This window comes from Geomonas sp. RF6 (genome assembly GCF_021044625.1).
Lineage (GTDB): Bacteria > Desulfobacterota > Desulfuromonadia > Geobacterales > Geobacteraceae > RF6.
Window position 1 is genome coordinate 3,633,673 of sequence record NZ_CP087999.1, and the last position, 12,664, is coordinate 3,646,336.

At 60.5% G+C, this 12,664-nt stretch carries 12 protein-coding genes; 6 read left to right on the top strand and 6 right to left on the bottom strand.

Going from position 1 to position 12,664, the window contains the following annotated elements:
* The first annotated feature begins 40 nt into the window (after positions 1-40).
* Both LPW11_RS15605 and LPW11_RS15610 read left to right on the top strand, forming a co-directional pair.
* Positions 41-319 (top strand): type II toxin-antitoxin system RelE family toxin, encoded by a 279-nt coding sequence (locus LPW11_RS15605; RefSeq protein WP_230994797.1) that lies wholly within the window; start codon positions 41-43, stop codon positions 317-319.
* Positions 288-683 (top strand): helix-turn-helix domain-containing protein, encoded by a 396-nt coding sequence (locus tag LPW11_RS15610; RefSeq protein WP_230994798.1) that lies wholly within the window; start codon positions 288-290, stop codon positions 681-683. The genes LPW11_RS15605 and LPW11_RS15610 overlap by 32 nt, the downstream gene beginning before the upstream one ends.
* A 26-nt stretch (positions 684-709) precedes the next feature.
* Here LPW11_RS15610 and LPW11_RS15615 read toward each other — a convergent pair whose 3' ends face one another.
* The 5 genes from LPW11_RS15615 to LPW11_RS15635 all read right to left on the bottom strand — a co-directional run bounded on the left by LPW11_RS15615 (position 710) and on the right by LPW11_RS15635 (position 7,715).
* A complete protein-coding gene (locus tag LPW11_RS15615) occupies positions 710-1,900 on the bottom strand; it encodes a lipase family protein (protein ID WP_230994799.1) in 1,191 nt (396 codons plus the stop codon).
* A 224-nt stretch (positions 1,901-2,124) separates the two neighbouring features.
* The gene (locus LPW11_RS15620; protein WP_230994800.1) at positions 2,125-2,973 is read right to left on the bottom strand and encodes a ChaN family lipoprotein; all 849 of its coding nucleotides are present in this window, start codon (positions 2,971-2,973) and stop codon (positions 2,125-2,127) included.
* 118 nt (positions 2,974-3,091) lie between these two features.
* Positions 3,092-4,453, bottom strand: coding sequence for a PFL family protein (locus LPW11_RS15625; RefSeq protein ID WP_230994801.1), 1,362 nt, complete (start codon positions 4,451-4,453; stop codon positions 3,092-3,094).
* Positions 4,454-4,463: 10 nt separating this feature from the next.
* Positions 4,464-4,742: an ACT domain-containing protein gene (locus tag LPW11_RS15630; RefSeq protein ID WP_230994802.1), complete on the bottom strand. Its 279-nt coding sequence runs from the start codon at positions 4,740-4,742 to the stop codon at positions 4,464-4,466.
* Between the two features lie 654 nt (positions 4,743-5,396).
* Entirely contained in the window at positions 5,397-7,715 is a 2,319-nt protein-coding gene (locus tag LPW11_RS15635) for a cache domain-containing protein (protein WP_230994803.1), read from the bottom strand.
* Positions 7,716-7,923: 208 nt separating this feature from the next.
* Here LPW11_RS15635 and LPW11_RS15640 point away from each other — a divergent pair, with 208 nt between their 5' ends.
* Positions 7,924-8,667: a ZIP family metal transporter gene (locus LPW11_RS15640; protein WP_230994804.1), complete on the top strand. Its 744-nt coding sequence runs from the start codon at positions 7,924-7,926 to the stop codon at positions 8,665-8,667.
* Between the two features lie 30 nt (positions 8,668-8,697).
* Entirely contained in the window at positions 8,698-9,354 is a 657-nt protein-coding gene (locus LPW11_RS15645; protein WP_230994805.1) for a class I SAM-dependent methyltransferase, read from the top strand.
* Here the strand turns inward: LPW11_RS15645 and LPW11_RS15650 are convergent, their stop codons facing one another.
* The gene (locus tag LPW11_RS15650; RefSeq protein ID WP_230994806.1) at positions 9,355-11,232 is read right to left on the bottom strand and encodes a response regulator; all 1,878 of its coding nucleotides are present in this window, start codon (positions 11,230-11,232) and stop codon (positions 9,355-9,357) included. It lies immediately after the preceding gene.
* Positions 11,233-11,445: 213 nt separating this feature from the next.
* Here LPW11_RS15650 and LPW11_RS15655 point away from each other — a divergent pair, with 213 nt between their 5' ends.
* Positions 11,446-12,012, top strand: a complete 567-nt coding sequence (locus tag LPW11_RS15655) for an NADPH-dependent FMN reductase (protein WP_230994807.1) — start codon at positions 11,446-11,448, stop codon at positions 12,010-12,012.
* Between the two features lie 44 nt (positions 12,013-12,056).
* Positions 12,057-12,620, top strand: coding sequence for a manganese efflux pump MntP (locus LPW11_RS15660; protein WP_230994808.1), 564 nt, complete (start codon positions 12,057-12,059; stop codon positions 12,618-12,620).
* The last annotated feature ends 44 nt before the right edge of the window (positions 12,621-12,664 follow it).

Genomic DNA, 12,664 nt, shown 5'->3' on the forward strand with positions numbered 1-12,664 from the left:
TGGCTTTTGTTTTATACTAAATTATGGTATAAAGCTTTGCATGCCATGGACCGTCAAATTCACCCGACAGGCGGAAAAGCAGGCTGCAACGTTGCCGAAGAAGCTAAGGGCTGTCCTTGCGCTCCTGGCGCACGAGATTGAGACTGATGGACCTGTGAGGGGCAACTGGCCCAACTACGGGAAACTTTCAAAGACTCGGCATCATTGCCATTTGAAAAAGGGGAAGCCCACGTACGTTGCCGTATGGGAAGTGGTGGACGGCCAGATCCGGCTGGTGGAGGTCACATATGTTGGAACGCACGAAAAAGCGCCGTACTGAAAGTGGCAAGAGCCGAGCATCTTCGGTTGGAGCTGATACGCCTAAGGCTGTCGCCAGATTTACCGGCCCGCCGGAGAAAATCGTAAGGTTAAGACGGTTTGCTGAGCGAATCGGGCTTGAAACCGCTGATGATACTTCTGTTGAGTGGAGGAGCGTATTTCCTGAAGTGGAAGGCAACAAGAGCGGCACCATGCTGAAGGGAGCAAGGACACGAGAGGGGCTTACTCAGGTACAAGTTGCACAGGCGTCTAACATTCCTCAGAGACACATTTCGGAGATGGAGAATGGCAAGCGCGTCATTGGAAAGGATACGGCGAAGAGGCTAGCAGAGGTATTGCACGTGGACTACAGGGTTTTTCTTTAGCTGGCACCGGGGGGCTGTGCCAGCCGCTAGATCAGCGTGTCGAACCACGCTTTCGCCTGCAGGAGCGACGGGAGGCTGCATTCGCTGTGACTCCCTTCCGAAGGAGGTTCGAGAAGGTCGACGACGTTTCCGCCGCCGGTACTGAAGTTTCGGTAGGCGGTGAGGGAGTTGTGGAAGTGCACGATGTCGTCGCTGCGGCTGTGGATCAGGCGCAGCGGGACGGCCGGAGCCCAGTTGTGCAGGTCGTTTTCCCGGATCCTCGACTTCAACCGTTCGCAACCGTTCCCGACAAACTCCGCGAGGAAGTCTCTGTGAAAAAGCGCCGGTATTTCGTTTGGCAGAACCGGCACGTCGTCTTCCACCAATCTTCGGCTGCCGTCAAAGATGGCGTCGAGCTGGGATGCGAAAGAGGGGAGGATGACCTGGTCCAGGAGGTTCAGGGAGTACACCTTGTCGTAGGCCCAGAAGGCGAACGCGAGGTAACCGGCGCCGGGATAGCTGTCGGTTCTGAGGATTTCCTGCAGGCTGGTGGAAAGATCGTATGGCCCGGCCATCGGGGCGGACGCGGTTATGGAGAGGTCGGGGTGATTTTCCTGGATCGCCTTCGTGGCGGCCATGGTGGCGTACCCCCCTTCGGAGTAGCCGGCGAGAAAGAGCTTGCCGCTCAATGTGATGTTGTGCGCGGCACAGAAGCTCCTCGCGCCTTTCAGGAGATCTACGACCGAACTCGCCAGTGTTGCCGCATGGAGATAGGGGTGGAACCGGTGGGCTGTGTCGCCATAGCCGAGGTAGTCGGGGAGGGCGGTGACGTAGCCGGCACTCCCGAAAAGGAGCGCGTCGATGCGTCGATACTGCTGGCCGGCTGCAGGGGCGGTCGACGCGACGTCCCAACTGAGGGTGGTGGTTCCGTGCTGGTAGCTCACGAGCGGTGCGGGATGGCCCAGATCCGTGGGCACCACCAGCGCGCCAGAGGCATTTACCAGGGCCCCCTGCTCGTCAGTGGTGAAGTAAGAAATCTTATAAATCTCCACGTCGAAAGCCGGAATGAGTGGAAGGTTGACGTTTGCGTAGAGGAGGGAGGTATCCTCCCGGGAGACCGTGGCGATCAGGGATGCGGATACAACGTCACCTGCAAGGGGAAGGGGATCGGCGTTCATCAGCCCGCCCGGATGGCGCTCGCTTGCCAAAGTTGAGGTTTCCGCTGTTGCGTTGGACATTGGCTCTCCTTGGTCATTGTGCAGGTAAAGGGGCGCCAAAGGGACTAGCGGCTGGCGCCGCCTCACAAGCTAGGAAGCCTGTGCTCCAGCGCGGGTTGCTCTTTGGTCGGCGGGGACCGAGGCAGTTGCCGTGGCACTGAAAGCGATTCACCGAAGACGCCGGAGTCACACTGGAGGATAGGCATCTTGCCTGTCCTGGCGGCGCAGCCGCCATAGACTTCGCGCTACTCGACTCGCGGCATCAGGTAATCGACGTCCTCCGCCGTCGGCTTCAGCCAGGTGAATTCCGGCAGGTCCGGAAGCACGACCTTGTAGCTGCAGCTCCCGTATTTCTTCAGGCTTTCCGGCGCGCCGTTCTTGATGGCATGCCACGTCCCGGCGATCACGACGACCTTCCTCTTCGGGTCCTTCTTCCTGAACTTCACGACATTATACGCCATCGCGTCGTTTCGAAGCGCCTGCGCCTCGTCAAAGTTGGCGACGGGGAAGCGCACCGGCGCGTTGCCGAATGCCTGTTGCCGTATCAGCTTCAGATACTGCGCCTGACGCGGATGCAATGTCCATGCAGGACCCGGCGGCAACTCCTTCCTGTCGGAATCTTCCAGCGCCTTTGCCCCCTGCCTCACCACCTTCGACATGATCGGCTTCGGCACGTTCAGCGCGATCAGAGGGATCCTGTTGTCACGGGCATAGATGAAGATGTCCCGGTACAGGCGCCAGTCGTAGGACCAGTTTTTGGCGTACACCTCGATAAAGTCCTTCTCCGCGACTTTCCCGCTGACCCAGTCGTCCAGATCCCGCTGGCTGTCGGTCGTGAACATCTCGACCCCGATGGCCAGATCCCGGTTTCTCTGATGCAGGGACCGGATGATCTCCAGCTGGTTTCGATGGACCTCGGTATCGTCGTGGGTGTCGCCGATGAAGACGACATCGGAGCGGCCGAGATCTTCCACCACTTTGCCGAGGTCGACCGCTGCGTTGTCGGCGACACGCACAACTTTCGTGGCGGCGTGCGCGCAGATGGAGGTGAAGAGCAAAAGAATCATTGCCGAAAGCAAGCTGAACCGTTTCACGGCGGCCTCCTGATAAAAAAGCTTTCGCGACTATAGTGGGGATGGATCAGTTAGGAAAGGAATTTTTGAAGGGGAAGGGGCGGGCACCGGTCGTGGCAACTCCGGTGCCCGCGAAGAATCAGTTGGTGAGGGACTGGATCGGTGCGGGAATCCTGCCGCCGCGGGCGATGAAGGTCTCCGAGCTGAAGGGGTGCACGGGCATGATCGGGGCGCTGCCCAAGAGCCCGCCGAATTCCACCATGTCGCCTACCTCCATTCCCGGCGCGGGGATGATGCGCACGGCGGTGGTCTTTTTGTTGATCATGCCGATCGCCATTTCGTCTGCGATGATTGCCGAGATGGTGGATGCCGAGGTGTCGCCGGGGACAGCAATCATATCGAGGCCAACCGAGCAGACGCAGGTCATCGCCTCCAGCTTGTCCAGCGTGAGGGAGCCGCGCTGCACCGCCTTGATCATCCCCTCGTCCTCGCTCACCGGGATGAAGGCGCCGCTCAAGCCGCCGACGGAGGAGGAGGCCATGGCGCCCCCTTTTTTGACTGCGTCGTTCAGAAGTGCCAGCGCGGCGGTGGTGCCGTGGGTGCCGCAGCTTTCCAGCCCCATCGCCTCGAGGATCGCGGCGACGCTGTCGCCTACTGCCGGCGTCGGCGCGAGGGAGAGGTCGAGCACGCCAAACTGCGCGTTCAGCCTGCGGGCGACTTCCTTGCCGACCATTTCCCCCATGCGGGTGATCTTGAAGGCGGTCTTCTTGATGCACTCGGAGATATCGCCAAGGGAGGGATTCTCCAGCGCGCGCACCGCGGAGTTGACGACACCGGGGCCGCTGACCCCGACGTTGATGACGCAGTCCGGCTCGCCCACGCCGTGGAAGGCGCCGGCCATGAAAGGGTTGTCCTCGGGGGCATTGGCAAATACCACGAGCTTGGCGCAGCCAAGTCCGCCGCTGTCACGGGTGAGCTCCGCCGCTTCCTTGATGACGCGCCCCATGAGGGCTACGGCGTCCATATTGATGCCGGCCTTCGTGGTTGCCACGTTCACCGACGAGCAGACCTTTTTGGTGATCGCGAGCGCCTGCGGGATGGAGTTTATGAGTTTCAGGTCCCCCGGCGTCATCCCTTTCTGCACCAGCGCGCTGAACCCGCCGATGAAATCGATCCCGGTGTCGCGCGCTGCCCTGTCGAGCGTTTCCGCGACGGAGACGAGGTCGTCGGCGCCGCAGCTCTCGGCGACGATCGCGATGGGGGTGACGGAGATGCGCTGGTTGATGATCGGGATGCCGTAGAGGTTCTGGACGTCCTTCGTGGTGCTGACCAGCTTGTCGGCGCAGCGCATGATGCGGTCGTAGATGTTGCGGTTCAGCGTGTCGATGTCGGGATGGCTGCAACCGAGAAGGTTGATGCCCATGGTGACCGTCCTGATGTCCAGGTTCTCGTTGGTCACCATCTTTATCGTTTCCAGGATCTCGTTCGGATGTAACACCATCTATTGCCCCCTAGATCCTGTGCATGAAGCGGAAAATGTCTTCATGCTGCACTATCACCTGCACCCCGAGCTCCTCGCCGATGGCAGTCATCGCCTGCTGGAAGAGGGCGAGGTCGAAGTTCTCGGACTTCACCTCGGCGAGCATGATCATGGTGAAAAGGTCGTCCATGATGGTCTGCCTGATGTCCGCTATGTTGACGCTGTGTTCTGCCATGACACGGGTGATTCCCGCCACGATACCCACTCTGTCCAGACCGATTACCGTCACCACAAAACGACTAGATGGCATTGCAATTTCCTCTTGTTATTGATGTAGGGAAGCAACAGGTGCCGTCGCTTCAAATGCCGGACAATAGCATCTCAGGGGCTTTTGCACAACCCTTCTCTCCGGCGGCGGGACGGAGGACAATGAAGGTTCATTCGGGAATTTCCGGGGAGCGTGGGTACGTTGCCACGAAGCACTGCAGAAGGCCTAACGTTCCCCCCTTTGCAAAGGCTCATCCGAGAATTCCGGGGAAGCCGTAGTATGTTCCAATGAAGGGGCGCACGAGGCCTCGCGTCCCCCCCTTTGCGAAGGGGGGACAGGGGGGATTTGACTTGGCCAGCACCGTCCTGCAAAGTCGCAACTGCTGTGATCTCAAGCACTTTCTTCGATGCCACTTTGAAAAGAAGTGGTGGTGCCTATGTCGTTGATCTTTGGATTGCCGCAGCACTGCGGTTCGACGACCGAGATGTACTGTTAAACGGGCTGCGGTTCTGGAGACTTGAAGATCAAATCCCCCCTGCCCCCCCTTCGCAAAGGGGGGAACGTTGGGCCTTCTGCAGTGCTTCGTGGCAAGGGCCCCACGCTCCCCCGGAATTGATCCCTTGACAGAAGCGATAGCCCGACTTTTTGAAGAACCCGGCTGCAGCGGGCGGGGGAGTGACGGGGCTGTGGCGGGGTTCAGACGACGATGGAGAATTCGGCGCCGGAGTTTCTGTTTCGCGCGGTGAGGGTGCCGCCCATGTTCTTCTCTATGATGGTCTTCGCCATAAAGAGCCCGATCCCTGTTGCCTTCTCGGGTGCCTTCGTGGAGAAGTACGGATCAAATATCCTCTCCCTGATCTCCGCGTTGATCCCCCCTCCGTTGTCGGAAATGGAGACGACGGTGCGCTCACCCTCGCGTGCAATCGTTATGCGGATGGCGGGGTCAGCTACCTTGCGGTCCTGCAGCGTCTCGCGCGCGTTCGTGATGATGTTCAATACGACCTGCAGGTATTGATTCCTGAAGCCATCCACAGTGCAGCCGCGCTGGCAGTTGTCCTCGACCTGCACCTCGATATCCTCCAGATCGGCCCGGAGCAGGGAGAGCGCGGTCTCGACTACCTCCTGTGCCCAGAAAACCGATTTTCTCGTGTCCGGGCTGAAAAGGTTCTGGAAGTCGTCGATGCTTTTGGAGAGTCGATCGAGGATGGACATGATGCGGTCGGTGCTCTCCTCGATTTCCTGCACGGTGAGTGTCTCCACCTGGGCCGAGAGCAGCATGTCCTGGACCATGAGCCCGATGACGTTGAGTGGCTGGCGCCAGTGGTGGGCGATCTTTCCCATCATCTCGCCCATCGCCGCGAGCCTGCTCTGCTGGATCACCAGTTGCTCCTTCACCCGCAACTCCTCGACGGCCGCAACCCTCAGCTCCGTCTCCGCCTCCAGGTCGGCAAACGCCCTGGCAAGATCGGCAGTCCGTTCCTGTACCCTGATCTCGAGCTCGTCCCTCGAGCGCTGCAGTTCGGCGGCGATCCGCTTCCGCTCGGAGATGTCGCGGATGTTGGCCATGACGAGGTCCTTGCCGTTGAAGCGGATGCTGCAAAGGAATATCTCGCTGTCAAACTCTGCTCCGTCCCCGGGACGGCGGGCGGCCCATTCGAACATCATCGTCTCCCCGGAGAGGACCCTGCGCCACATGGGCGTCAGCTCCATGAGGGGGGGCGGATGCGCGGACGCGTCGGCAATGGTCAGGGTAGGCACCTGATCCCGGCTGACGCGCATCATTTCCAGCCAGCGCTTGTTGACGTCGATGATGCGCCCCATCTCGTCGTGAATGACGATGCCGTCGTAGACGTTGTCAAAAACGGTGCGCAGCGAGATTTCACTTTCCTGCAACTCCCTGGAACGCCGCAGCAGGGCGCCCGACATGTCCACCAAGCTCTCCCGCAGCTTCTGCACCTCGACCGGCGCCAGCGGGTCCTCTACGGTCACGGTGCTGCCTTCTCCCATCAGAAGGGCGTCCCTCTCAAGGGCCAGGAGGGGACGGCTGATACTGCGCCCTAGAAGCGCCGCCACGCAAAACGCGAGCAGAAATACTGCGGTACCGAGAAGCGCGTCGCCTATCATCCCTGTCCGTACCTCTTCGAAGGCGATATCGACCGGGTGCCCGGCGCCGACGATCCAGCCGATGGGCGGTATCGGGACGCGCGCCGACACCCATTTTGAATTCTGCAGATGAGTGATACGCTGGATGCCTGCCTGCTCCTTCTGGGTGACGAGGGCCCGGGACAGAATTTTGTCCCCCCTTTTCCAGGAGACCCTCTCCTCCCAGGTGGGGTTCTGCAGCAGGCTGTGAAAGACCAGGACCCCCCTCGTGTCAAAGACCGCGAGAGCGCCCCCCTCGGGTCGCTTCTGGGTAAGTGCGAACTCCTTCAGCCGTGCGGGCTCGATCGCCGTCATGACAACGCCAGCGAGCCTTCCGGCGTTGTCGCGGATCGGAACCGAAACCGTCAGTGTCGGCCGCGCAGTTACCGCGCCTGTGGGTGCGATGTCGCTGATGGCAAGGTCGCTGCCGGTGATGGCTTTTCTGAAAGACGCCCGGTCCGAAAGGTCCCTTCCCACCAGCGTCTTCTCGCTGGAAGCCTGCACAACGCCTTCCGGGCTGAGCCAGCAGATGTTGCGTACCCCCGGGGAGAGCCGGGCTGTACCTGTCAGTAGCGTCGCTGTTATAGTCTCTTCCGATCCGGGAGTTGAGATTATGGCGTGACCGAGGGCGACACTTTGCTTGCGGATGCCATTGAGGTAGTTACTGAATGACACGGCGAGGCCGCGCGCGACCTCGAGCTCCGACTGCAGTGCGTGGGTCCGTCTGATTTCGTAGCGCTCATAGTACATGTAGCCGAGAAGGGCAGCGAAGGGGAGCATTATCAGAAAGACGAGCAAAAACAGACGGTAACGGATCCCGCCTCGCAGCAGCCGGTACAGCCATTCCTTCTCTGGATGGCGAGTCTCAATCACGATGCTTCCACCTTTTCCTCTGAATGAAGCCGATGCAGATATAACCAAGAATACCCTCATTGTTCCAGGTCATCATCTGCTGCCAGGTCTCTCCATGAACAGCAACGGGGTCCGCAACGGCTATAATTGCAAAAAAGCCTTTATTCCAGCAGCTTAGTGCAGCTGCTTCCTGCCTTGCTCCGGCGCAACCTTTCAAGGGAGACTTCGTATGTTAAACGGTGCGATGGCCGCGGGTTTCTGGGGGTTCGTAGGCGGGATCTCCCTTCTGGTGGGAGCGCTCGCCGGGCTCTTTTTACCAGCCTCCAGACGCGTTATCGCCATCATCATGGCGATGGGGGCAGGTGTCCTCGTCTCATCGGTGGCCTTCGAGCTGATGGACGAGGCATACCGGCAGGGTGGCTTCGATGCCGCCTCCGTCGGCCTTACGCTCGGCGCGCTCCTTTTTTACCTGGGAGACCAGATTGTGGAAAGGGGAGGGGGGAAACACCGGAAACGCTCGCAGGGGCAACAGAAAGGAGGCTCGTCCACTGCCATCCTCCTCGGCGCCCTCATGGACGGGATCCCCGAGTCGATCGCCATCGGGGTAAGCCTGCTGCGAGGCGGGAAGGTGGGGGTGGTGATGGTTGTGGCGGTATTTCTGAGCAACATCCCGGAGTCCCTCTCGTCTGCCTCCGGTATGCAGAAGGCAGGACACACCCGCACCTTCATCCTCACCGTGTGGAGCCTCGTCGTCCTCGTCTCCGCGGCGAGCTCACTCATCGGCTACTGGCTTCTCGCCGGCGTTTCAGGGAATATAACGGGGGGGATACAGGCCTTTGCCGCAGGTGCCATCCTGACCATGCTGGCCAGCACGATGATGCCGGAGGCATACGAAGAGGGAGGTGCAGTCGTGGGTCTTGTCACCACTGCCGGCTTTCTCCTTTCCTTTGTTCTTACCAAGATGAACGGGTGATGGCGAAAATCCGGGGAAAGAAGGAGAGAGATGAAAGGGAAGAGCTACGAGAGATTCAGGGTCATCGCGCCGTACTACGACGCTGGAGTGAAGGCGCTCGGCGTCCTCCTCGGGGGGGAAAGGGGGGTGCGGGAAAGGGTGCTGGATCTCCTTCCTGTCCGGGAGGGAGACCATCTGCTGGAGGTCGGATGCGGCACCGGAACGGTGACGCTGATGGCGGCGAGCCGGGTCGGGAGAAACGGCACGGTGGTGGGGATAGATCCGTCACGGGAGATGCTCGCCCGGGCCGAACGAAAGCTCTCCCGCGCGAACTCTCCGGAGGTGCGGCTTGTCGAGGGGGCGGGAGCGCCCTTGCCCTTCCCGGACCAGTCGTTCGACTCGGTGATCTTCTTTCTCGTCCTCCACGAAATGGCGCATGAGGACAGAATAGACTCCCTGAAGGAGGCATTGCGGATTCTGAAGCCGGGGGGGCATCTCCTGGTCGGCGAACTGGACCGGCCCCCTTCCGCAACGGGGCGGGCGCTGCTGCGGATCTTACTCCTCGTTGAGGAGGAGGAAGCAAGCGATTTCCTGCGCCGCGCCCTCCCCTCCGTCATGCGCGAGGGGTGCGGCGAACGGATCGCGCTGGTAAAGCGGATTTCGTTCCTCGGCGGTCTCGCTCAGGGGGTGCTTTACCGGAAGATGTGATTACTGCTGCTTCGTTGCCGCCACCACACCCGGCCCTACAGCGATCTGCCGCTCCAGAACCGAGAGGATATCCTCCAGCTTGAACGGTTTGCTGATGTAGTCATCCATCCCTGCCTCGCGGCACTTCTCCCTGTCTTCCTTCATGGCATACGCCGTCATGGCGACAATCGGGACGTGCCCCCCCTCCGACCTTTCCACTCCACGAATCTGCCTCGTGGCCTCAAGACCATCCATCACCGGCATCTGGACATCCATGAAGATGAGGTCGAACCGGTCCGGAGCCTCGCGCCACGTCCTGACGGCTTCTTCGCCATTTCCGGCAATCGTTACCTGGTGCCCTTGCCGCGACAGAATTGTCTCGATGAGGGCCTGGTTGATCGGCACATCCTCAGCGATGAGCAGAGAGAGTGCCCTTTTCTCGGAACTCTCCTGACAAGCTGTCCCGCGGCTGACCGGGTGCGGCTCCACCACAAGAGCGGTGCGCCCCTGCAGGGACGGTGCGGCATCTGCAGGCTCTACCGCATCCTCGATGGCAAACCGGGCGGTGAAGGTGAAAGTGCTCCCCTTTCCGAGCTCGCTTTCCACCTCGAGGTGCCCGCCGAGCGATTCGACCAGATCCTTCGAGATGGCAAGGCCAAGGCCTGTACCTCCATACGATTTCGTCGTGGAGAGGTCCCCCTGCTCAAAGGGGTGGAAGATGACAGCGAGCTTCTCGCGCGCGATGCCGATCCCGGTATCCTTTACCGCGAAGGAGAGGAGACAATCGTTCATCCCCTTTTCCACAACGCGCACAGTGACTACGACCTCGCCACCGGCGGTGAACTTGATCGCGTTGCCGACGAGGTTTATGAGTACCTGGCGCAGCCGTCCGACGTCGCCTGTCACCAAATCCGGTACATCCGGCGCCGGATCGAAAAGGACAGCCACCCCTTTCTCCGCTCCGCGCACCGACACCGCCTGCAATGTCTTCGTGAGGCTCGCGCGCAGCGGGAACGGCTCGTCGACCAGCACGACCTTTCCCGCCTCGATCTTGGAGAAGTCGAGGATGTCGTTGATGATGGCGAGGAGATCCTGTGCCGAGCTCTTCACGGCGGTGAGGTACCCGTGCTGCTCCGGGTCGACTTTCGTCGTCAGGCACAGATCGGTCATGCCGATGATCCCGTTCATCGGGGTGCGGATTTCGTGGCTCATGTTCGCCAGGAAGGTGCTCTTTGCGCGGGCAGCGGCTTGCGCGGCGTTTCTCTCCTCTTTCAGTCGCTCGACGAGCGACTCGTTCTCGCGGTTGAGAAGGAGGGTGTCCATCAGAATGCGGTTGAAGTATCGCGCACTGGAGAGGATGACCGCGGCGAAGAGAATCGTCAGAATGGTAAGGACATAGTATTCCGCCCTCCCGGCGAGGATGGTGCGCAGCGAAAAGCAAAAGAGGGTGGGGGCCGCGAAGACGCAAAAGGTCGGATAGTGGGAGGCAAGAGTGGGAAGTGCGCCGGAGACGATGCCGGCGACGATCATGGCGATGAAGAACCCGGCGATGGGGTCCTCCTGGTTGAAAAAGACAAAGGTGCCGAATGCCCAGACGATGCCGGCTGTGGCGACGGCGATGAAGTTGTAACGGAGCCACCTGCGGTCGGTGTCACCCGTGACGGCGCGTCTGCGATAGATGCGGAAGAGGAGCAGGCGTGCGGCAGCTGTGGCAACGAGGAACGCAAGCCAGATCCAGATCTCCCTCCGCTCTGTGCACCGGTACAGGATCCCGGCGAAGAGGGCGCCGATGATGATGGTGGAAATCTGCGACAGCACCGTGTTGGCGTTGACAAGCTCGCACTGCTTTCCGGCGACAAAGCTGCGGGTGTCGTCGCAGCTTGCTGTATTCCCTTCCATTGCTGCCCTTTCTCGTTGGAGCGTGATCGCGTGTGCGGCGCGTCAACGGGTGAACGTGAGGAGCCGCGACTTATCCCTATCGGCAGGGAGGGCGCCGGCATAAAGGATTTTCTCCCGCCACTGCCATGAGCGTTTGTGAAGCGGCCTCACCGCCGTACACTTTTAATAATTCGTCTGGACAGTGCGCGACGAAATAAAAAACGGAGGTGTTCGATGCACGGCAAGATCAGGATTTTGGGAATCGCAGGGAGCCTGCGGCAGGGATCGTACAACAGGGCAGCGCTGCAGGCCGCGCTCTCACTGGCGCCGCAGGATGCTCTCCTGGAGGTCTTTGATATCTCCGACATCCCCCCCTTTAGCGAGGATCTGGAGCAGCGCCCGCCGGTGAAGGTGCTGGAGCTGAAACAACGGACAAGGGCCGCGGACGCCATCCTTTTCGTGACCCCCGAGTACAACTACTCCATCCCGGGGGTACTGAAAAACGCCATCGACTGGGGTTCGCGCCCCTACGGCGACAATGCGTGGGACGGGAAACCGGTGGGCATCATGGGGGCCTCCATCGGGATGCTTGGAACCGCCCGCGCGCAGTATCATCTGCGGCAGTGCTGCGTCTTTTTGAACATGTATCCCCTGAACCAGCCCGAGGTGATGATCGCCACCGCAGGGAGCAAGTTCGATCTGGAGGGGAACCTGACCGATCAGCACTCACGTGAAAAGATAAGCCAGTTGCTCGTTGCTCTGGTTGACTGGACCCGCAAGCTCGGGTCTAAAAGCGAGTAGTTCTCGCTGGAAAAGGAACGCGCAGTTCAGCGGTTGGTGCGCAAATGGACTGGTTTACCATCTTTGGCATAGCGGTCGCCCTGGCCATGGACGCATTCGCCGTTGCCCTGGCCGCCGGCGCCGTTCTCGATCCACTTACCGGCAGGCACCTTTTCCGCTTCGGCTTCCATTTTGGTCTTTTCCAGCTGCTGATGCCGATTCTGGGATGGCTGGCGGGCCTCACGGTACAAAAGTCGATCTCCGACTACGATCACTGGATTGCCTTCTTCCTCCTCGGATTTGTGGGGGGAAAGATGCTGTGGGGGGCTTTTCACCAGGACGAGGAGGAAAAGACCGCTCCCGATCCGACGCGGGGGGTGACGATGGTGATGCTCGCGGTGGCGACGAGCATCGACGCACTGGCCGTCGGACTTACCCTTGCCATGCTCGACGTGGATATCTGGCGCCCTGCAGTCGTCATCGGTCTCGTTGCCGGAGTCCTCACGGTAGCCGGGATGCTTCTCGGGCGCAGACTGGGGGAGATGTGGGGGAAGCGGGTCGAGATCTGCGGCGGACTCATCCTCCTTGCCATAGGGTTCAAGATCCTCTTCGAGCACACCATGAAGTAGGGGAGGGGGACCGTGTCGCCCCTCCCCGTATCTCCGCAACCCGG